This window comes from Pseudaeromonas sharmana (genome assembly GCF_042649925.1).
In the GTDB taxonomy this organism is placed as follows: domain Bacteria; phylum Pseudomonadota; class Gammaproteobacteria; order Enterobacterales; family Aeromonadaceae; genus Pseudaeromonas; species Pseudaeromonas sharmana.
In genome coordinates, this window is sequence record NZ_JBHSAF010000006.1 from 62,779 (window position 1) to 82,912 (window position 20,134).

Below are 20,134 nucleotides of genomic sequence, written 5' to 3' on the forward strand. Positions count from 1 at the left end.
GCGCAGGAGTCTGATATCTTGGGCCATAGTCATCTGACACTAATGCGGAGCCAATATGCGCCACTTTCTTCCCTTGTTTGCTCTCGGACTGGTTGCCTGTGCCCAAACCAGCGAGCCGGTTGACACGAGCGTCCAGCACGAACCGACCGTGCAGATGACTGTCGTCGGCACCACCTTGAGCAGTTGGCCCTATTCCGGGCCGATAACCTATGCCATTCCTGACGACATGATGTATAGCAAGGAGCAAGGCAAACCTTGGCTGCCATTGCTGAAACAAGCCATCACACAACGTATGCAGGAGCTGGGATTAACCCCGGCCGACCCCAAACAGGCAGATGTGATTGTCATGGCCGGCGTGCTTGGTGATAAAGAAGATGCCGACCGATTAGTGTTTTCCAAATTGGGAATGGATCCTGGAGCCAACGAGAGCAAGAAGGGAACATTGGCTCTGGTACTCAAGGATCGCCAGAGTAATGTCATCCTGTGGCGCTCAGCATTGCAAGCCAGCAGCGACATGCCGATTCGAGCGGAGCAGGCGCGCAGCCGGGCTGCCCAAAGCATGATCGACCAGATGACATTCCGTCTGCCTTCGGCCCAGTAAACACGGCAAGCGGAACCCGAATGAACCAGGTTTCCCCTTGCCGATTGGGCAATCACAACCGGTCATGGCTTGCATTTCGACGCTGACTCCCCGAAGATCCGGGCCGCAACAGCATGCCTCGAAAGGGACTTAGGATTCATATCGGAGCCGCCATGACCAATACCCAATCTGATTTTTGGCAACAACAGCTTGAGTGCTGGCTTGAGCAGCATCACGCCGTCGATGACGGGGCCCACGATATAGCCCATTTTCGACGCGTCTGGAAAACCGCCTGCCAGCTGAATGCAGATGAAGGAAGTCAGGCAAACCCGCTCATTTTGCTTGCCGCCGCTTACCTGCATGACATCGTCAGCCTGCCCAAAGATCATCCGCAGCGGCATCTTAGCTCACAGCTGGCCGCCAAGCAGGCGGTGCTGATTCTCACTGAACTGGGGTTTCCAAGCATGTTGATCCCAGCCGTCAGCCACGCCATCGAGGCGCACAGCTTTTCGGCCAACATCGCCGCCACATCACTCGAAGCGAAGTTGATACAGGACGCCGACCGCATGGAGGCCCTTGGAGCTATCGGCTTGGCGCGGGTGTTTTACACCTCAGGCCGGATGCAAAGAGCCATGTTTGATCCTCATGACCCGCTGGCCAGGCACCGCCCCCTCGACGATCAGGCCTATGCCCTGGATCACTTTTTCATCAAGCTCTACAAGGTAGCCGATAACATGCAGACCCCAGCCGGGCATCGCATGGCCATCAAACGCCGCCAATTTCTTGAAGAGTATGTGGTGACATTGCTGAGTGAACTCTGACGACTAGATAAAAACGGCGCACTGGCAACCGTACAATCTGACAGGGTCGATCCGGACCCGTAAGACTATGCTTGCGGAAACAGGCTGATAAAAGAGCCACCCTGTCATGCTCGGGGGAGTCGTGGTGATGCGAGCCGTTTTCATCATTCTGCTTGGTTTGCTGATACAGATGTCTGCTAGCAATGTGGGCTTGGCATCTGAACTGGTGCTCTATAACTGGCCTATCTACTTGGCCGATGAAGTCAAACAGCAGTTTACTCAGGAGAGCGGATATCACATTCGTGAGCTGCATTACGACAGTGACGATGCTCGCAACCGCTTGCTGCTCTCGGCACATCCTCCCTATTTTGACATCGTCATCGCCGATCACCTGACACTGCAAAACCCCCAGATTCAGCAACGGCTGTTGCCACTGCAGAATCTAGTGTTACCGCAAGTACCGACCGACCTGCGCAATAAATGCGGTAACTATGCCATTCCCTATATGAGAGGCTCGCTAGGCTATGCGTATCGGCAAGATAAAATTACGTTGCCACTGCAGACATGGCATGACCTGTTATCCCAAGCCCCGTCGCTATCCCAACATCTGGTATTGATCGATGATGCCAGAGCACTCAGTGCGATCGCACTGAAGGCCCTCGGCTATTCCATCAACTCACAATCGCGCAATGAACTACAGCAAGCCTTTATGCTGCTGAAGTCCACCAGCCCGTATGTTCTCACATACCGTTACTCGCTAAGCGCTATCTCGGATCCCGCCGTTGGCGACCAAGTGTATGCCGTGGTGACTTACAACGGCGATTTTTACGCCATCCAACAACACTCGCCCCATCATGACTGGCGTTTTGTCTCACCAGCAGAAGGCAGTTTGCTTTGGCTGGACTGTTTGGCAATTTTTAAAGACAGTCAACAGACTGAAATAGCAACACAATTTATTCAGTTTGTTTCAAGGGTAGAAATAGCCAATTTGAACAGTGAGCGGCTGGGTTTCAATCCGATACTACACGAACATCTCATATCAAATAAGATCATCAGCAACCCTATTGCTTATCAAGATGGAGAATACACAAGAAAATCTGAATATTATTCAGACAGTGTTGATGGCGATAGAGTCAGAAGCATCATTTACTATTCGGTATTGAAATAAAATGAAAAAAATAACAACAAAACTAGTAATAATGCTACTCCCGATCGCATTGCTGCCTTTGTTGATGTTCGGCTTTTATTCACTATCCACCGTTCATCAACTCGTATCAGAAAAAATCGAACTGCAGAACCAGTCGCTAAAAGAAGCCATACAATCCAACATCAAAAGCACGTTAGAAGCAGGCAAAGCACAACTTGAGTTCCTGCCTCAAGCACAGATATTAAACAGATACCTCAGCATGGTGAGTAATGAAGAAAAAAACCAGTACATAGCCCCCATGGTTCAATTGTTATTCCATCAGGCAATGATGAGCAATAAAAATATTCAACAAATTGTTCTCACTAATCAACTCGACTATGAAGAAATTCAGGTTGGTGATGGCATCAACCCATTTTCACAACGAACAGACAGCAACCAAACCTTCCTGAAAAAAATGAAAGCTCAAGGAGAAAATGAATATAACCAGCTCATCAAATCAACGGAGACAAACCAATACGTTTACAAGCAGGGAATAACCTTCCAACACCACAACCCAGAATTATTAATATCTGATACAACCAAACAGGAAAAATATTCTTTAATTATCACATCTACACTCAAGTCACTAAGTGAGTTTATCAAACAACAAGAAGAACAACTGAATTACAAAATAGTCTTATATCAAAATGAAGATCAGACATCGATTGAGCCAAGATACTCACCATTAGACCTGAAAAAACTGCTCGGTACCGATAAGCTACGCCTTGACGGTCTGCAATATCAAATATCAGACTATTTGGTGACGCCTAAGATTTCCATGCTGATCTTGATTCCGGAACAGATAGTACAAGCCCAGATAAGTGATACTCAAACTACATTGCTTGTTTTGATTGCTGCCAGTGCATTGATGTTATCCATATTAACAAACTGGTTGGCTAACCGGTTGATCGCCTCCCCGATAAACGATTTAAGTAAGTTAATACACCAGGTTACTGATCAAAAAATTCACCATATTCCATTAGTGGCACCACACAATGAGATATCAGAATTGCGTAATCAGTTCGCCATCATGGTGTCACGCCTGGAAGCATCGCAGACAGAGCTGGAGCATTCCATTTATATTGACCCTCTTACTGGCCTGTACAACCGGAGTGCATTTATTAATTTCCTGCAAAAAAAGGTATTTACAGCCAAACAAGAAAACGGTTCGTTTTTTATCACACAATTAAAACTCCACAATCTCAGCGGCATCAACAATACATTCGGTTCAAAAATTGGCGATAAAGCATTACAAGCAATATCAAAGATACTTTCCGATCTTATAAAAAAAGCACATCATGATAAAAACTCGCTTTGCACACTGGCAAGAATCGGCTCTGATGAATTTTGCTTTGTCTTACCGTCACATGATAAATTCAATCCGGTCTCTGCACCTCAGCTTTGTGAGCAACTCGCCAGAAGGCTAAAAAGGCCTGTCTTAGTTGGTGATTACGAATTAAGACTTAAATTTAGTGCAGGCATCGTGAGCTATCCTGAAGCAGGAAGCCGTGTCGAAGACCTATTACAGTCTGCAAACCAGGCCCGACATCAAGCGAGCCGTTACAGTGGAAATTACTGGTATCTGTTGGATGGGGTTATTGCTGCACGCTTACGCGAAGACAAATGGTTAGAATCAGAATTAGGTTCAGCCATAGCACAGCAGCAGCTTCGTGTTGTTTTTCAACCCCAGTACTCACTAAAAAAACAATTAGCCATAGGTGCAGAAGTATTATTACGCTGGCATCACCCTGAATATGGTTCTATTCCACCTGATCGTTTTATTCCGATTGCAGAGCACTCTGCGCAAATACTGGATATCGATTTATGGGTGCTGGAGCAAGCTTGTCGTTGCCAGGCAAAATTACAAGCATCAGGCTTCGATCGCTTTCACCTTGCTGTCAATGCATCCGCCACTGAGTTATCCAACCCACATTACCCACAGCAGGTCGCAAAACTGTTGGATAAATATCATCTCGATCCGACGTATTTTGGTATCGAAATCACAGAGACCGCACTGGTTGAGCTTGATGATGTCGCCAGAGACATGGTGATTACCTTAAAAAAGGTGGGGGTCGAAATCGCGCTGGATGATTTCGGAACCGGTTATACATCGCTCAATCATCTAGTAGCTCTGCCACTGGATATGTTGAAAATCGATCGAACTTATACCGCACAACTGGAAGACAATCCCAAACTGGTTGACTCCATTCTACAGCTGGCAGAAGCGTTCGGTCTGCGGGTCATTGCCGAAGGTGTCGAAACCAAAGAGCAACTGCACCATCTGATGGCCAAGGGGTGTGACCAGGCGCAGGGGTATCTGCTGTCGCGTCCCATCACCGAAGACGCCCTCATGAACTTGCTATGCGGTACGCCAGATCCCACTCCCTGGCAATCCGAATTCAGCGATACCAACCTAGCTGCACTGCCGCGCAGCTCGGGTCAACATATCGTCACCAGCGCGGATTATCGCCCTACTTCAGGAACATGAGCCATCGCAGCCAGCACGGTTTCGGTATCCGCACCGCGGCGGCAGGCCTGCTCGCTCAGGTGACGACGCCACGCTCTGGCACCTGGCAGCCCCTGAAATAGCCCCAGCATATGTCGCGTGACATGAGCCAGTTGATTGCCCTGGCGTAGCTGCTCATCAATATAGGGTAACATCTGACGCACGACCTGATGACGACTGGGTACCGGTGCGTTATCGCCGTACACCAGGCGATCAATGTCCGCCAACAGATAGGGATTCTGATATGCCTCCCGGCCGACCATGACACCATCAACATGCTCTAGATGTTGCAGTACGGCATCGATGGACGAAATGCCACCATTGATGGCGATCGTCAGCTGGGGATAATCCTGCTTCAATCGATAGACTCTCGGATAATCCAACGGCGGAATATCACGGTTTTCCTTGGGGCTCAGGCCGCTCAGCCACGCTTTGCGCGCATGAACGATAAAGCTGGAACAACCAGCAGCACTGACCTGCTCGATGAAGGACTGCAGAAACTCGTAAGAGTCCTGATGATCGATCCCAATTCGAGTTTTCACCGTGACCGGTATGTTGGCCTCCGCCCGCATCGCCGCTACGCAGCGAGCAACCAGATCTGGAGCGGCCATCAAACAGGCGCCAAAGCGGCCATTCTGTACCCGGTCTGACGGACAGCCCACATTCAGATTGATCTCATCATAGCCGCGCTCGGCCGCGATCCGCGCACAGCGCGCCAGATCCTGTGGATCACTCCCCCCCAGTTGCAATGCCAACGGATGCTCTTCCGATGAATAGGCCAGATAATCGCCACGGCCATGTAAAATCGCTCCGGTCGTCACCATTTCGGTATACAGCAGCGCATGACGACTGATTTGCCGCAAGAAAAAGCGACAGTGTCGGTCAGTCCAGTCGAGCATAGGCGCGACAGAAAAGCGCATGGCAGGTACAGACATCAAAACCTCGGCACGATAGGGGAGCTGGGGCGCGGATTTTAACGTTATTGATCGCGATCTGAAAGTTTCAACCGCACTCCCGGGGTAAACGGAGAATGAATATTGTCACGCTTTGCTAAGATACTATATGTTAAGCTTCCTAAAAGAATATGCTGTAGCGATGCCGTCACGCAGACGATGACCAGCCTCCGCGGTTTTCACTGTGTACCGGTTCATAATCGAGGATAAAAATGCGTGCTGAATTCGTGAATCCTTTTCTTGTTTCCCTGCTGCATGTCATGAGCACTATGGCTCAGCTTGAACTGAAGGCTGGCGCGCCCCGCAAGAAGAATGATGAATTGGCTCGCGGCGATGTCTCCGGTCTTATCGGTATGGTTGGCCCGCAGACTCGTGGTTCCTTCTCTATTACCTTTGATAAGGGGCTGGCTCTGGAAGTGATGCGCCGTATGCTCGGCGAAGCACCCGCGTCGATCAATGAGGAGGTCACAGACATGGTGGGTGAAATAACCAACATGGTGACCGGCGGAGCCAAACGCATGCTGGCCGAAAAAGGCTATGACTTTGACATGGCCACACCGGTTGTCGTCTCTGGACCAAATCATACGATTTCACACAAGACCGACAGCACCAAGCTACTGATGCCGTTTGAAAGTGAATATGGTCGGGCAACCATAGAGATTTGTTTTGAGTAGGCGCTAACTCTTCGCTACAGGGATGTAACAGACGTGGGAAAATTGTTTCGCTGGGGTCTGGTTGTACTGATCGCCGCTTTGGTGGTCTCCAAACTCAATATTCAGACCTCGATCTACAAAAAAGACGACAACAGTGTCGAAATTATCTTTCCGCAGTGGCAGCAAGATGATCCTTGGTTCTACCTCTTCTGGACCCCTGGCACCCTGTCTCTGGACCCAAACTGGCGCGATAAAGTCGAGTCAGAATATGAGGATGGGGAAACCCTCTAACCAACTGTTCTGAACAGCCGATCACTTGCCATCAAGAAAGGGCAGCACCACGCCGCCCTTGTCTGCTGGCGATGTCGCAGCGAAGCCCCGATGTATTAAATCGCAGCTGGGCCGCGTGTAATGCCTTGTCGATGCTGCCTGCTTAGCCGTTATTTATCTAGTCTGCCGCGTGCAAGGTAGCAATTATTCGACGGCCTGACGCGGACAGTCTGTGCTCCCCCAAATAGATTCCCTGCCAGGTGCCCAAGGCCAAGCCACCGCGACAGATCGGCAACGATAAACTAGTACCAAGCAATGAGGCACAGACATGGGCCGGCATGTCATCCAGGCCTTCATCCCGATGAGCAAATCCGTTGTCGTGATCAGGCACCAGCCGGCTCATAAAGTGCGCCAAGTCTCGTCTGACTTGCGGATCACAATTTTCATTCAGTGTCAGCGAGGCCGAAGTGTGCTGTAACAACAGGTGCAGCAGCCCAATCTGACAGCGGCCCAGTTCTGGAACAGCCTCGATAATTTCGGTTGTGATCAGATGGAAGCCACGTTGTCGCGGCTTCAAGACGATCTCTCGCTGCAACCACATCAGCGAAATGTCAGTCTGACGCGAGGCGTCAGCTTCAGAACCAGTTCATACGGGATGGTTCCCACATGCTGGGCCACCAACTCGACAGGCAACCCATCCCCCCAGAGCACGACGTCATCGCCCACCTTATCGTTCGCATCTGGCCCCAAATCGACCGTCATCATGTCCATTGAGACGCGACCAGCCGTCGGCACAATGCGTCCATTAATCAGCACCGGCGTGCCGTTGGGGGCCATCCGCGGATAGCCATCGCCATATCCCATCGCCACGACACCCAGGCGTGTATCCCGCTCCGTCACCCAGTTGGCGCCATAACCAACGCGCTCTCCCGCCTTCGCGGTGCGTACTGCAATCAGATTACTCTTGAGCGTCATCACCGGCTGAAGACCGTGATCGGCGCCGACATGCTCCGGAAAAGGCGAAATCCCATAGAGCATGATGCCCGGTCGGATCCAGTCGGCATGTGCATCCTGCCATGCCAGTACAGCAGCGGAATTGGCTAAGGCACGCTCCCCGGGATGACCATTGGCCAATTGAGTGAACAGATCTATCTGCTCGCGGGTCAGAGGATTATCCAGTTCATCTGCACAGCTGAAGTGGGTCATCAAATTAAAGGGCTGAACAACATTTTTACATGCCGACAACCGACGATAAAAATCGGTGACTTCCTCGGGGCGAACGCCCAGGCGATGCATGCCGGTGTCCAGCTTCATCCAGGCATATAATGGTTGACTCAGTTCGGCTCGCTCCAGTGCCTCAAGTTGCTCCCAGGAGTGTACCGCCGTCTGCAGATTATTGGCGGCCAGCACAGGCAGGTCATCGGCACTGAAAAAACCCTCAAGCATGATGACGGGTTTGACGATGCCGCCGCTTCGCAACGCCAACGCCTCCTCTATGCGCGCCACCGCATACGCATCGGCATCCTTGAGAGTTCTCGCGACGGTCAGCAGATCATGTCCGTAAGCATTGGCTTTCACCACGGCGACAATTTTCGCGCGCGGTGCGTGTTGGCGGACGATTTCAAAATTGTGCTGCAGGGCCCCTGTATTGATTTCTGCCGTTACTGCTTGCATGGCATGTCCTTAATAATCATCGTCATAGGCCGGACCGGCGTAGTTGTCGAACCGGGAGTATTGTCCTTGGAAGGTAAGGCGTACGCGCCCAATCGGGCCGTTACGCTGCTTGCCAATAATGATCTCGGCGACACCTTTATCAGGGCTATCGTCGTGGTAAACCTCATCCCGGTAGATGAACATGATGAGATCGGCGTCCTGCTCGATAGAGCCTGACTCACGAAGGTCAGAGTTGACCGGTCGTTTGTCTGCACGTTGCTCCAGACTCCGGTTCAACTGGGACAGCGCAATCACCGGCGCGTTAAGCTCCTTCGCCAGCGCCTTCAACGAACGGGATATCTCAGCAATTTCCAGTGTCCGGTTGTCACTGAGGGACGGGACGCGCATCAATTGCAGATAATCGACCATTACCAGGCTCACGCCACCATGCTCCCGGGCAATCCGGCGCGTACGGGAACGGAGATCGGTTGGTGTCAGCCCAGAGGCATCGTCGATGTACATCTTGCCTTTGTCCAGTAGCATGCCCATGGTGGCGGACAGGCGCCCCCAGTCATCGTCATCCAGCTGACCCGTTCTGACACGCGTCTGTTCAATACGCCCCAGTGACGCCAGCATACGCATAATGATCTGTTCCGAAGGCATTTCCAGCGAGAAGATAACGGCCGGCTTGTCCTGCGTTAGCGCTGCGTGTTCAACCAGGTTCATCGCAAACGTCGTCTTACCCATCGAAGGACGTGCTGCAACAATGATGAGATCCGATGGCTGGAAGCCTGAGGTCATCTTGTCAAGATCGGCATAACCGGATGAAACCCCTGTGACACCGTTGTGCGGTTTGCGAAACAGCTCTTCGATTTTATCTACGGTTTTTTCCAATACCGCTTTCAGTGGTTGAGGGCCATCACTCGAGCTGCTGCGAGATTCTGCAATCTTGAAAACCTTGCTTTCTGCCTCATCCAGCAAGTCGCCGGCATTGCGGCCCTGCGGATCATAGCCAGATTCGGCAATCTCGTTTGCCACCGAAATCATCTCGCGCACGACCGCCCGTTCACGCACTATCTCGGCATAGGCACTGATATTGGCCGCGCTGGGGGTGTTCTTCGCCACCTCGACCAGATAAGCAAACCCACCCACCTCGTCGAGCTGCTCATGTCGTTCTAATTCCTCTTGCAAGGTAATCAAATCAACCGGCAACCCCTGCTCCGCCAAACGGCTCATGGCAGCAAAGATGATCCTGTGTGGCCGACTGTAGAAATCATGCGCCACCACACGTTCAGCAACCCGATCCCACGCTTCGTTGTCCAGCATCAGTCCGCCCAGCACGGATTGCTCAGCCTCGAAGGAGTGAGGAGGCATTTTCAATTGTTCCAAGCGGGAATCGGTCTTTTTTTGCACAGACGGTTGCGCCATGGGTTCCAGTACCAACATCAGAGGGGGACGACATTATCTGCCTTTTTCCGCACAGGTAAAAGTGTTGTGGCGCACAGCCTGGCTCAGGGCAAAATATCCGATATTTATCGAGCATTAATGCAGCCAATTGCTCGCAAAAACCGAACAGAGAGCATAGAGCAAACAGAATTGACGCCCTTCTACAGATAAGTAGGATGATGACATCCGTTCAACCATCAGGAAGCTGAACATCATGCTACGCAAATTTTTCACCCTGTTTGGGGTCGCCATCGTCAGTGTGACGCTGGCTTTACACAGTCCATATGCGGATGCAGCCAAGTTTGGTGGCAAGCGCTCCTTTGGGAAAAGCTATCGTACGGCGCCGGCGCAACAGGCACAGCCCGTCGGTAACAAGCAACCCGCAGCAACCCCTGCTACCGCGGGTGCGAAAAAAGGGATGATGGGTGGCTTGCTAGGTGGTCTGCTTGCTGGCGGTCTGCTCGCGTGGATGTTTGGCAGTGGCGCGTTCGAAGGGCTCCAGATCATGGATATGCTCATCATGGCCGGTGTGGCCTTCCTGCTGTTCCGCCTGTTCCGCAGCTTTATGCAGCAACGCGCCTCAGCCATGGGACACCAGACTCCAGCCGCGGCCTCCGGAGTTTCACCCAGTAGCTATCAAGCGTTCGAATCCGCATCGAGCAGCCCAAACAACGCAGCCTCAGGATTCGCAACTGTGCAGGATGTACCTTTCAATCTGCCTCTCGGATTTGAATTGCAGCCGTTCCTCAACGGTGCGCGAGATCACTTCCGCACCCTGCAAGAGGCATGGAACCAGAACGATTTGGCCAAGATTCAGGAATATGTCTCCCCTGAGCTCTATAACGAACTGGTTGCAGAGCGCAAACAATATCCAGGTGAACAACATACTGAAGTGATGTTTGTGGATGCCGAGATGGTTCGAGCCGATCAGGATGGTCGTACCGCTCAAATCAGCATTCGCTTCCAAGGGCGCTATCGCGATACGGTCGAAAATGTTGAAGAGCAGATCGACGAGGTATGGCACCTTGAGCGCAACCTGACACAGAGCAATGCCCCCTGGTTCATTGTCGGAATTCAGCAATAATCGATGAACAGATGTAAAAAGGAGAGGTCACCTCTCCTTTTTTTCGTTTTCATTTTCATTATTTAAGCAATGCCAAGAGTACTCCGGCGGCAACTGCGGAACCCAAGACGCCGGCGACATTTGGCCCCATGGCATGCATTAACAAAAAATTCTGTGTATCAGCCTCCTGCCCCACCTTGTTGGCCACACGGGCCGCCATCGGCACAGCCGAGACACCGGCAGCACCAATCAGCGGGTTAATCGGCTCGCGACATATACGGTTCATCAACTTGGCCATCAAGACACCGGCGGCTGTCCCCATCGCAAAGGCAATTGCACCCAGAACCAATATGCCCAGCGTCTGCAAATTGAGAAACTTATCCGCAGAGAGTTTTGAACCCACCCCGAGCCCCAGGAAGATGGTGACGAGGTTAATCAGTTCGTTCTGTGCCGTACTGGATAATCGCTCAACCACACCCGACTCCCGCAACAGATTACCGAAACAGAACATACCTATCAGCGGTGATGCCGCCGGCAAAAAGATGACACACAGCATCAGGACCAACAGCGGAAATAAAATCCGCTCCTGCCGACTGACAGTGCGAAGTTGCTTCATGCGAATGGCTCGCTCTTCCCGTGTCGTCAGGGCGCGCATAATGGGTGGCTGAATCAGAGGGACCAATGCCATATATGAATAAGCCGCAACAGCGATGGCGCCAAGCAGATCAGGAGCCAACCTGGTGGTCAGAAAAATCGCAGTCGGACCGTCAGCCCCACCAATGATCGCGATGGAAGCCGCTTCCTTGAGCGTAAAATCGAAACCCGGTAAATAATTCAGCAGCACAGCACCCATCAAGGTGCCAAAAATGCCGAACTGCGCAGCCGCCCCCAGCAACAGTGTCTTCGGGTTAGCAATCAGCGCTCCGAAGTCGGTCAAGGCACCGACACCGAGAAATATCAGCAACGGGAAGACTCCCGAACCAATGCCTACTTGATAAATGTAGTCAAGCAGCCCGCCGGGTTCGTTGAACCCACCATTCGGGATATTGGACAATACGGCACCAAAGCCGATCGGTAACAGTAATAACGGTTCAAAGCCCCGAACTATAGCCAGATAGAGCAACAAGCCCCCGACCGCCATCATCAGGAGTTGTTGCCAGGAAAATGCCGCCAACCCGGTATCCAGCCACAAGGTCATTAATCCCTGCATAGTGCCTTTTCCTTATCAGGTTTCCTGCCACCACAGCAGCGGTTGCCCAGCCATCACCATGTCACCCGGTTTATGCAGGAGTGAATGCACAACACCCTCTGCAGGAGCGCGAATTTCAGCCTCCATCTTCATCGCTTCCAGAACCAGCAAAACATCACCAGACTTGAAATGGCTACCTTCAGCTGCAATGACACGCACGATCGAACCCGCTAGCGGCGCAACCAGCGCTTGCTGAGGATGACCACCTATTGGCGCCAGCGCGGGTGTTGGTGTGCTCTCCGACGCCCCAGGCGGGTGATTAGATGCTGCCGCGGTTGCAACCAAGGTCCCTTGCGGGCCCACCTGAACATGGAACAGACGCCCATCGACACATACATCATATGCTACTGAAGCGAGCTGAGTTGTGGCGACAGACGGTGCAGCAGGCAATGGCGCGGCATTGACACTGGCTTCGGGCGATGAGGGAGGTTCCTCGAAATAACTGGGCTCATGTCGGTGAGCAAGGAACTTGAGTCCAACCTGCGGAAACAATGCATAGGTCAGGCGATCTTCATCGCTGAGCGAGCTCAGCTCGATTCCCGCCAGCTTCGCTTGCTTATCCAGTTCAGTGACCAAATGCTCCCATTCAGGGACGAGCAAGTCGGCAGGGCGACAGCTTATTGGTACCGCACCATCCAGTACGCGAGCTTGTAACGCCAGATCAACTTGGGCAGGGGTCGCACCATACTCGCCACGCAGAATGGCCGCGGTTTCGCGAGCAATCGTTTTGTATCGCTCCCCTGCCAGCACATTGAGTACAGCCTGGGTACCGACGATCTGTGATGTGGGAGTGACCAAGGGGATATACCCCAGATCGGCGCGCACTTTAGGGATCTCATCCAACACGTCATTCAGACGCGACAATGCCGATTGCTCCTTCAGCTGACTCTCCAGATTCGTCAGCATGCCCCCAGGAACCTGAGCCAATAGAATCCGCGAATCGATACCACGCAAACTGCCCTCAAAACTGGCATATTTACGGCGGACTTGACGAAAATAATCGGCGATGGTCTCAAGCTGTGATAACGACAATCCCGTCTCACGAGGCGCCCCCTCGACCATCGCCACCACGGTTTCGGTAGGTGAGTGGCCATAGGTCATGCTCATGGTTGAGATGGCCGTATCCAGAATATCGATGCCGGCATCAATCGCCTTCATATGCGTCGGCAGGCTTAATCCTGTCGTGGCGTGACAATGCAGTGCTAATGGCAAAGAGACCCTTTGCTTGATCGCCTTAATTAATGCTTCAGCTTCATAGGGGCGGAGCAAACCAGCCATGTCCTTGATACACAATGACTGGCAACCAAGATCTTGCAGCCGACAGGCCAGGTCCACCCAGTCATCAAGTTTATGGACCGGGCTCGTGGTGTAACAAAGCGTTCCTTGAGCATGGGCCCCTACACTGAGGGTTGCCTGCACGGCACATTGCAGATTCCGGACGTCGTTCATGGCATCAAATATACGGAACACATCCATGCCATTGGCATGCGCTCGCTCCACGAAACGATGTACAACATCATCGGCATAATGCCGGTAGCCAAGTAAGTTCTGCCCGCGTAACAACATTTGTTGCGGGGTTCTTGGCATGACTTTTTTTAATTCTCGCAGCCGTTGCCATGGGTCCTCGCCTAAATAACGGATACAGGCATCGAACGTTGCCCCGCCCCAGGACTCAATGGACCAGTACCCAACCTGATCCAACTGGGCAGCAATGGGCAACATATCCTCGAGGCGCATTCGCGTTGCCAGCAAGGACTGATGTGCATCGCGTAGTACAACTTCGGTGATGGCCAGGGGGTGCGTCATGACGAGCTCTCCTTGGAGTCGGCTGTCGTGGATGAGTGAGTCTCTTGCCGATACATATGGACCGCCGCCGTGATAGCAGCAAGGGTTGCCGCATCTGGTCTCTCATCAGGCAATCCAGAAGGAGAGGTCGCCAACGGAGAGAAGCGGAGAATGAAGCGCGACATCAAACTGGTTGCTAGCACCATGACCCCGAGCATGGCATAGACAAGCCCCATGCCCAAAATCATCAACCAGCACGCGTCGGCGAGCTGCGAGAGAGGATCCTGCAATTATCAGCTCCTTCTGAGACAGTTTGTCTTACAGACATAAAGCTAGACCAAGCTATCAGCAGAAAATTAGGAATGACTCACAGAGCGAAGGGAAAAGCAGGTAAAAATCAAAAAGAAAACGGGCTCCTAAAGAGCCCGTTTGAATGATGGCGCATCCGAGAGGATTCGAACCTCTGACCGCTCGGTTCGTAGCCGAGTACTCTATCCAGCTGAGCTACGGATGCGCAGAAACTGGTAACGGTTTGAATAATGGCGCATCCGAGAGGATTCGAACCTCTGACCGCTCGGTTCGTAGCCGAGTACTCTATCCAGCTGAGCTACGGATGCGCAAAAACTGGTAACGGTTTGAATGATGGCGCATCCGAGAGGATTCGAACCTCTGACCGCTCGGTTCGTAGCCGAGTACTCTATCCAGCTGAGCTACGGATGCGCAGAATTAGGTGCAATGGCGGTGAGGGAGGGATTCGAACCCTCGATGCGGCTTTTGACCGCATGCTCCCTTAGCAGGGGAGTGCCTTCAGCCTCTCGGCCACCTCACCGTTGCGGGTGCAGATATTACTGTCCGGGGAAAATAAGTCAAACCCTTTTTTCCCCTCTGCAATCGTTCGCACAGCAAATAGGCAGATTGTTGAAGACTCAGGCAAAAACAGGTGTTTAATGGCTGGAGCACAATAAAAAGGCAGCTTCCGCTGCCCTCTCACAATTAGAAATTACCGACGGCATCCTCGTCGTCACCCTTCTCGGCCTGGATGCGCATGTAGATTTCTTCACGGTGAACCGATACCTCTTTGGGCGCATTCACCCCGATACGCACCTGATTGCCTTTAACACCCAGAACGGTCACCGTTACATCGTCACCAATCATCAGGGTTTCGCCCACGCGACGAGTCAAAATCAGCATTCACTTGCTCCTTGGTTCTGATGGAACAGAATATCGTGTCAACATTATCCACGAAAAATATAAAAAAATAAGCATAAACTGACACTTAACGAACTAGAACGCGAGACGATCGTTGCATGTCGATAAGACAGGTCAAACACACCTAACGCAGAAACACAGTCCGTTAGTGTCGCAAGTCGCTAATACCAATATGGGGCCGGTCCATACGGCTATCAAGTCTATTGTTATAAAAAGAGCAAAATAAAACACCGGCTTAAGCCGGTGTTTGTTACAGCAATCCCGCCTATAAACTCACAAGCGCTCTTCAAGCCAAGGGATAACACGACCCATAGCGGCAGGGAGCGCATCCGGCAGTGTTCCGCCAGCTTGCGCCATATCTGGGCGACCACCACCCTTACCGCCAACCTGCTGGGCGACCATATTCACCAGTTCACCAGCTTTGACCTTACCGGTTAAATCTGCAGTTACCCCAGCGATAAGGCTCACTTTGCCATCCGCCACAGTAGCCAGCAGCAATACGCCTGATTGCAGCCGATTCTTCAGTTCATCAAGCGTGGTACGCAAGCTCTTCGGATCGACGCCATCCATCTCGGCTACCAGCACTTGTTGGCCGTTGACGCGAACGACCTGGGTCAGCAGATTGCTGCCGGCGTGGGCGGCTAATTTGGCTTTGAGCTGTTCAACCTCTCGCTCCAGCAGCTTGGTTCGCTCCATAAACTGCCGCACCTTGCTTGCAATAGAGAACTGGTCTCCCTTGATAAGATTAGCCGTCTCATCAATTTGCTCACCCAACTGGTGAATATAATCGATAGCCGCCTTGCCAACGACGGCCTCAATACGACGGATGCCCGCAGCAACACCACTCTCGGCGATGATCTTGAAGAAGCCGATGTCACCAGTGCGGCTGGCATGGGTTCCACCACATAACTCGGTAGAAAACTCTCCCATTCCCACGACGCGCACCTGCTCGTCATATTTCTCGCCGAACAGTGCCATAGCACCGCTCTGCTTGGCTTGCTCCAGATCCATCAGTTGGGTCTGAATGGCATGATTGGCTCGAATTTCTGCATTCACCAACTCTTCAACACGGCGAATACTGGCCATGCTCATGCCTTCAAAATGGGAGAAGTCGAAGCGCAGACGCTCCGGACCAACTTGTGACCCTTTCTGGCTAACATGTTCACCGAGCACTTTACGCAGTGCCGCATGCATCAAGTGTGTTGCCGAGTGATGCAACGCTGTCGCCTGACGGCGGGCCATATCAACCTCGGCGTGAACCATCGCATGCTGGCTCAAGCTACCACGCTCGACATATCCCTTGTGTACAATGGCTTGTCCGAGTTTGAGAGTGTCGGTAACCGCAAACACGGCATCGCCACAACGCAACAGGCCTGTGTCTCCGAGTTGTCCACCAGACTCAGCATAAAACGGAGTGCTATCAAGCACGACCAGCGCTTCATCACCTTCGTGGATGACGTCAACCTCTTCATCACCGCGCAATAAAGCCGTAATGGTTTGCTCGCTACTCAGGCACTCATAACCAACAAACTCACTTTCCTGATCAATTTTCAGCCGCTTGTTGTAATCAACCGCAAACGATGAGGCTCCCTTAGCACGCTCACGCTGCTTGTCCATCTCGACAGCAAAGCCCGCCTCATCAATTGTAAAGCCACGATCCCGCACCACGTCAGCAGTCAGGTCCGCGGGGAATCCATAGGTATCATAAAGTTTGAATACCACTTCCCCTGGGATTTGCCGCATGTCACCCAACCCTTCAAGCGCTTCATCGAGCAAGGCAAGCCCGCGATCCAACGTCCGGACAAACTGTTCTTCTTCCAGCTTCAGCACGCGTTCGATAACCGGTTGCTGGCTCTTCAGTTCAGGGCAGGCATCGCCCATCAACTCGGCCAGAGTTCCAACCAGTTGGTAGAAAAACACGTCTTTTGCCCCTAACTTGCGGCCATGACGCACAGCGCGACGAATGATTCGACGCAATACATAACCACGACCTTCGTTGGATGGCATGACACCGTCAGCGACCAGGAAGGCACAGGAGCGGATATGATCCGCAATCACGCGCAGCGACTTGTTTTCCAGATCTGCAATACCCACCACTTCTGCGGCACGACGAATCAGCGTCTGGAAAATATCAATCTCATAATTGGAATGTACGCCTTGCATGATCGCAGAAATACGCTCCAATCCCATGCCTGTATCGACAGAGGGACGAGGCAAGGGTTCAAGCGTTCCGTCTGCTTGACGATTGAACTGCATGAAGACTACGTTCCAAATTTCGATGAAACGATCGCCATCTTCTTCTGCTGACCCCGGTGGGCCACCCCATATCTTATCGCCGTGGTCATAGAAAATTTCTGTGCAGGGACCACAAGGGCCCGTATCACCCATTTGCCAGAAGTTATCTGAAGCATATGGAGCACCCTTGTTATCGCCAATACGCACGATTCTATCCGTCGAAACGCCGATAATTTTGGCCCAAATATCGTAGGCTTCGTCATCTGTTGCATAGACTGTCACCAACAGCTTTTCCTTTGGCAACTGCAGTACTTTGGTCAAAAATGTCCATGCATAGATGATCGCATCACGTTTGAAGTAATCACCAAAGCTGAAGTTCCCCAACATTTCAAAGAAGGTATGGTGACGAGCCGTGTAACCGACGTTATCCAAGTCGTTATGTTTACCACCTGCGCGAACACAACGCTGCGCTGTCGCTGCGCGACTGTAGCTGCGCACATCGCTGCCAAGGAATACATCCTTGAACTGATTCATGCCAGCATTGGTAAACAGCAAAGTGGGATCATTGTGTGGGACCAACGAGCTCGACGATACGACCTGGTGGCCTTCAGTGCGAAAATACTCAAGAAACGCAGCGCGGATCTCAGATGTGGACATATGCATGGGCGATAAAACCTGCTTGGTTCTTAAATGTGGGTAGGCGCTTAATCGGCATAATTTAAAAGTTATCCCGCGTAAAGTAAAACCATCGGCAGGAAAAGAAGCATTTAGTGTTTATTCTTTATCCTGCTCACGCTGCACGACATCCCATGCAATACGAGCCTGTGAGAGCGTAAAACCGCGTCGACATAACATCTGCAGCATCTGGCGCGGTGCTCTTCGACTCGCAATGTTCACAGCGCCCCCCTTGCGACGAATCTGTTGCACGGCAACCTGGGTCCACTCTTTAGCATGGCATTGCATCAGCTCGTCCACGAGTGCCAAGTCGACACCTCTCTGCTGCAGATCCCGTTTTACCCATAATGGGCCGTGCCCTCGCTGCAGATGGCTACGTATGAACGTGGCCGCCATCCGAGCGTCATTCTGCCAATCACGAAGCTGACAATGTTGGATAGCCATTTGAGCATCGGATTCGCTATGCCCACCACGAATCAATCTCGAAAATAACTCCTTCGCTGCATATTCGCGGCGCGAGAGACAACGAACGGCCATCGCCAACGCGGCTGCAACCTCTAATGATTCAGGCGCCGGAGGACAGGTGCTCTTTGTGCTCTCAACGCTATCAAACATGCCTCTCTGCACATTCCCTTTTTGACTCTCGAAGAGCGGCCCACCCTCTGCCGCAGATGCGGTGCCTACCATGTGTCTCCCTATGCCTTAATTGATGGCATTCCTGCTATCCATGAAACAACAAGGCCAGCAATCGCTGGCCTTGTTATGTTTGACTCAAAGTTCGGCTTCATCATATGCCAAGTCATCTTTCTCTTCCGCCGAAGGAGTAAATCCGTCAGCCTCCAGCGGAGCCTTTTGACCTTCACGATTGAGCAGCAATGCTCGCAGTTGTTGCTCGATTTCTTGCGCAACAGCCACGTTATCCATTAGGTACTTCATGGCATTCGCCTTACCTTGACCGATTTTCTCCCCCTGGTAGGCATACCAGGCTCCCGATTTATCGATCAGCTTGCACTTGACCCCCAGGTCAACGAGCTCACTTTCTTTTGAAATTCCAGCGCCATACATGATCTGGAAATCGGCCTGCTTAAACGGAGGAGCGACTTTGTTTTTGACGACTTTAACGCGTGTTTCGTTACCAACAATCTCATCGCCGTCCTTGATCGCACCAGTACGCCGAATATCCAAACGCACAGATGCGTAGAACTTCAATGCATTACCACCCGTGGTTGTTTCCGGATTACCAAACATCACACCGATTTTCATACGAATTTGGTTAATGAAAATACACAGACAGTTAGCATTCTTGATATTCCCGGTCAGCTTACGCAGCGCCTGTGACATCAAGCGAGCCTGCAAACCAACATGTGAGTCACCCATCTCACCTTCGATTTCAGCCTTCGGTGTCAAGGCGGCGACAGAGTCGACGATGATTACATCGACAGCGCCAGAGCGAACCAACATGTCGCAAATTTCCAGAGCCTGCTCTCCAGTATCTGGCTGCGACACCAATAGATCTTCAACCTTGACGCCGAGCTTAGCGGCATAAATCGGATCCAATGCGTGTTCAGCATCGATAAATGCGCAGGTCTTACCCTGCTTTTGCGCTTCAGCAATAGTTTGTAGTGTCAGGGTGGTTTTGCCTGATGATTCTGGACCGAAAATCTCAACAATCCGGCCGCAAGGCAGACCACCGATGCCCAGCGCGATATCCAGCGACAGAGAACCGGTCGAGATGGTTTCTACATCCATAATCTGGTTGTCACCAAGGCGCATGATTGAACCTTTGCCAAACTGCTTCTCGATCTGTCCCAGCGCCGCAGCCAGGGCCTTCTGTTTGTTCTGATCCATCTTAGTCTCCACCGGTGCCGCGT

Annotated in this window: 18 protein-coding genes and 4 tRNA genes; 7 read left to right on the forward strand and 15 right to left on the reverse strand. The window is 51.9% G+C overall.

Annotated features, from left to right (window positions below; translation table 11 throughout):
- Positions 1–55 precede the first annotated feature (55 nt).
- The 4 genes from ACFOSS_RS06730 to ACFOSS_RS06745 all read left to right on the forward strand — a co-directional run bounded on the left by ACFOSS_RS06730 (position 56) and on the right by ACFOSS_RS06745 (position 5,054).
- Positions 56–601: a DUF4136 domain-containing protein gene (locus ACFOSS_RS06730; RefSeq protein WP_377151411.1), complete on the forward strand. Its 546-nt coding sequence runs from the start codon at positions 56–58 to the stop codon at positions 599–601.
- 152 nt (positions 602–753) lie between these two features.
- Positions 754–1,401, forward strand: a complete 648-nt coding sequence (locus ACFOSS_RS06735) for an HD domain-containing protein (RefSeq protein ID WP_377151413.1) — start codon at positions 754–756, stop codon at positions 1,399–1,401.
- 127 nt (positions 1,402–1,528) lie between these two features.
- A complete protein-coding gene (locus tag ACFOSS_RS06740) occupies positions 1,529–2,548 on the forward strand; it encodes a polyamine ABC transporter substrate-binding protein (RefSeq protein ID WP_377151414.1) in 1,020 nt (339 codons plus the stop codon).
- A 1-nt stretch (position 2,549) separates the two neighbouring features.
- The gene (locus ACFOSS_RS06745) at positions 2,550–5,054 is read left to right on the forward strand and encodes an EAL domain-containing protein (protein WP_377151415.1); all 2,505 of its coding nucleotides are present in this window, start codon (positions 2,550–2,552) and stop codon (positions 5,052–5,054) included.
- Here the strand turns inward: ACFOSS_RS06745 and dusA are convergent.
- On the reverse strand, positions 5,030–6,007 hold the full coding sequence (gene dusA, locus ACFOSS_RS06750; protein WP_377151416.1) for a tRNA dihydrouridine(20/20a) synthase DusA: 978 nt from the start codon (positions 6,005–6,007) through the stop codon (positions 5,030–5,032). The two genes, ACFOSS_RS06745 and dusA, sit on opposite strands and share 25 nt — an antisense overlap.
- A 230-nt stretch (positions 6,008–6,237) precedes the next feature.
- Here dusA and ACFOSS_RS06755 point away from each other — a divergent pair, with 230 nt between their 5' ends.
- On the forward strand, positions 6,238–6,699 hold the full coding sequence (locus ACFOSS_RS06755; RefSeq protein ID WP_377151418.1) for a chemotaxis protein CheX: 462 nt from the start codon (positions 6,238–6,240) through the stop codon (positions 6,697–6,699).
- A 33-nt stretch (positions 6,700–6,732) separates the two neighbouring features.
- Positions 6,733–6,969: a hypothetical protein gene (locus ACFOSS_RS06760; RefSeq protein ID WP_377151420.1), complete on the forward strand. Its 237-nt coding sequence runs from the start codon at positions 6,733–6,735 to the stop codon at positions 6,967–6,969.
- A gap of 157 nt (positions 6,970–7,126) precedes the next feature.
- Here ACFOSS_RS06760 and ACFOSS_RS06765 read toward each other — a convergent pair whose 3' ends face one another.
- From ACFOSS_RS06765 to dnaB, 3 genes are read right to left on the reverse strand one after another with little or no spacing between them, the layout of a single operon-like run.
- Complete coding sequence (locus tag ACFOSS_RS06765; RefSeq protein WP_377151421.1) at positions 7,127–7,549, reverse strand: secondary thiamine-phosphate synthase enzyme YjbQ; 423 nt, start codon at positions 7,547–7,549, stop codon at positions 7,127–7,129.
- Positions 7,549–8,622: an alanine racemase gene (gene alr / locus ACFOSS_RS06770; RefSeq protein WP_377151423.1), complete on the reverse strand. Its 1,074-nt coding sequence runs from the start codon at positions 8,620–8,622 to the stop codon at positions 7,549–7,551. Before alr ends, ACFOSS_RS06765 begins: the two co-directional genes overlap by 1 nt.
- A 9-nt stretch (positions 8,623–8,631) precedes the next feature.
- A complete protein-coding gene (gene dnaB, locus ACFOSS_RS06775; protein WP_377151424.1) occupies positions 8,632–10,029 on the reverse strand; it encodes a replicative DNA helicase in 1,398 nt (465 codons plus the stop codon).
- A 232-nt stretch (positions 10,030–10,261) separates the two neighbouring features.
- On the opposite strand from dnaB, the gene ACFOSS_RS06780 reads away from it, so the two are divergent.
- Complete coding sequence (locus ACFOSS_RS06780; protein ID WP_377151425.1) at positions 10,262–11,131, forward strand: Tim44 domain-containing protein; 870 nt, start codon at positions 10,262–10,264, stop codon at positions 11,129–11,131.
- 58 nt (positions 11,132–11,189) lie between these two features.
- On the opposite strand, the gene ACFOSS_RS06785 is transcribed toward ACFOSS_RS06780, so the two are convergent.
- From ACFOSS_RS06785 to recA, 11 genes are all read right to left on the reverse strand, one after another.
- Positions 11,190–12,320 (reverse strand): sodium ion-translocating decarboxylase subunit beta, encoded by a 1,131-nt coding sequence (locus ACFOSS_RS06785; protein WP_377151426.1) that lies wholly within the window; start codon positions 12,318–12,320, stop codon positions 11,190–11,192.
- 15 nt (positions 12,321–12,335) lie between these two features.
- The gene (gene oadA / locus ACFOSS_RS06790) at positions 12,336–14,165 is read right to left on the reverse strand and encodes a sodium-extruding oxaloacetate decarboxylase subunit alpha (RefSeq protein WP_377151428.1); all 1,830 of its coding nucleotides are present in this window, start codon (positions 14,163–14,165) and stop codon (positions 12,336–12,338) included.
- A complete protein-coding gene (locus tag ACFOSS_RS06795; protein WP_377151617.1) occupies positions 14,162–14,392 on the reverse strand; it encodes an OadG family protein in 231 nt (76 codons plus the stop codon). Before ACFOSS_RS06795 ends, oadA begins: the two co-directional genes overlap by 4 nt.
- A gap of 189 nt (positions 14,393–14,581) precedes the next feature.
- Positions 14,582–14,658 (reverse strand) — tRNA-Arg (locus ACFOSS_RS06800).
- 26 nt (positions 14,659–14,684) lie between these two features.
- Positions 14,685–14,761 (reverse strand) — tRNA-Arg (locus ACFOSS_RS06805).
- A 26-nt stretch (positions 14,762–14,787) separates the two neighbouring features.
- A tRNA-Arg gene (locus ACFOSS_RS06810) sits at positions 14,788–14,864 on the reverse strand.
- 16 nt (positions 14,865–14,880) lie between these two features.
- Positions 14,881–14,973, reverse strand: a tRNA-Ser gene (locus tag ACFOSS_RS06815).
- Between the two features lie 164 nt (positions 14,974–15,137).
- Positions 15,138–15,335 carry a carbon storage regulator CsrA gene (gene csrA / locus ACFOSS_RS06820; RefSeq protein WP_377151429.1) on the reverse strand — a complete coding sequence of 66 codons (198 nt, stop codon included), beginning with the start codon at positions 15,333–15,335 and terminating at the stop codon, positions 15,138–15,140.
- A gap of 291 nt (positions 15,336–15,626) precedes the next feature.
- A complete protein-coding gene (alaS, locus tag ACFOSS_RS06825) occupies positions 15,627–18,251 on the reverse strand; it encodes an alanine--tRNA ligase (protein ID WP_377151430.1) in 2,625 nt (874 codons plus the stop codon).
- 111 nt (positions 18,252–18,362) lie between these two features.
- Positions 18,363–18,878 carry a regulatory protein RecX gene (locus ACFOSS_RS06830; RefSeq protein WP_377151431.1) on the reverse strand — a complete coding sequence of 172 codons (516 nt, stop codon included), beginning with the start codon at positions 18,876–18,878 and terminating at the stop codon, positions 18,363–18,365.
- A 156-nt stretch (positions 18,879–19,034) separates the two neighbouring features.
- Positions 19,035–20,111, reverse strand: a complete 1,077-nt coding sequence (recA, locus tag ACFOSS_RS06835) for a recombinase RecA (protein WP_377151432.1) — start codon at positions 20,109–20,111, stop codon at positions 19,035–19,037.
- Positions 20,112–20,134: the final 23 nt, after the last annotated feature.

Coding starts and splice junctions, on each gene's coding strand:
- ACFOSS_RS06780 (WP_377151425.1), top strand. CDS start 10,262: ATGCTACGCAAATTTTTCACCCTGTTTGGGGTCGCCATCGTCAGTGTG.
- ACFOSS_RS06740 (WP_377151414.1), top strand. CDS start 1,529: ATGCGAGCCGTTTTCATCATTCTGCTTGGTTTGCTGATACAGATGTCT.
- ACFOSS_RS06830 (WP_377151431.1), bottom strand. CDS start 18,878: ATGTTTGATAGCGTTGAGAGCACAAAGAGCACCTGTCCTCCGGCGCCT.
- alr (WP_377151423.1), bottom strand. CDS start 8,622: ATGCAAGCAGTAACGGCAGAAATCAATACAGGGGCCCTGCAGCACAAT.
- ACFOSS_RS06755 (WP_377151418.1), top strand. CDS start 6,238: ATGCGTGCTGAATTCGTGAATCCTTTTCTTGTTTCCCTGCTGCATGTC.
- dnaB (WP_377151424.1), bottom strand. CDS start 10,029: ATGGCGCAACCGTCTGTGCAAAAAAAGACCGATTCCCGCTTGGAACAA.
- recA (WP_377151432.1), bottom strand. CDS start 20,111: ATGGATCAGAACAAACAGAAGGCCCTGGCTGCGGCGCTGGGACAGATC.
- ACFOSS_RS06745 (WP_377151415.1), top strand. CDS start 2,550: ATGAAAAAAATAACAACAAAACTAGTAATAATGCTACTCCCGATCGCA.
- ACFOSS_RS06730 (WP_377151411.1), top strand. CDS start 56: ATGCGCCACTTTCTTCCCTTGTTTGCTCTCGGACTGGTTGCCTGTGCC.
- ACFOSS_RS06785 (WP_377151426.1), bottom strand. CDS start 12,320: ATGCAGGGATTAATGACCTTGTGGCTGGATACCGGGTTGGCGGCATTT.
- csrA (WP_377151429.1), bottom strand. CDS start 15,335: ATGCTGATTTTGACTCGTCGCGTGGGCGAAACCCTGATGATTGGTGAC.
- dusA (WP_377151416.1), bottom strand. CDS start 6,007: ATGTCTGTACCTGCCATGCGCTTTTCTGTCGCGCCTATGCTCGACTGG.
- alaS (WP_377151430.1), bottom strand. CDS start 18,251: ATGCATATGTCCACATCTGAGATCCGCGCTGCGTTTCTTGAGTATTTT.
- ACFOSS_RS06735 (WP_377151413.1), top strand. CDS start 754: ATGACCAATACCCAATCTGATTTTTGGCAACAACAGCTTGAGTGCTGG.
- ACFOSS_RS06795 (WP_377151617.1), bottom strand. CDS start 14,392: ATGATTTTGGGCATGGGGCTTGTCTATGCCATGCTCGGGGTCATGGTG.
- ACFOSS_RS06765 (WP_377151421.1), bottom strand. CDS start 7,549: ATGTGGTTGCAGCGAGAGATCGTCTTGAAGCCGCGACAACGTGGCTTC.
- oadA (WP_377151428.1), bottom strand. CDS start 14,165: ATGACGCACCCCCTGGCCATCACCGAAGTTGTACTACGCGATGCACAT.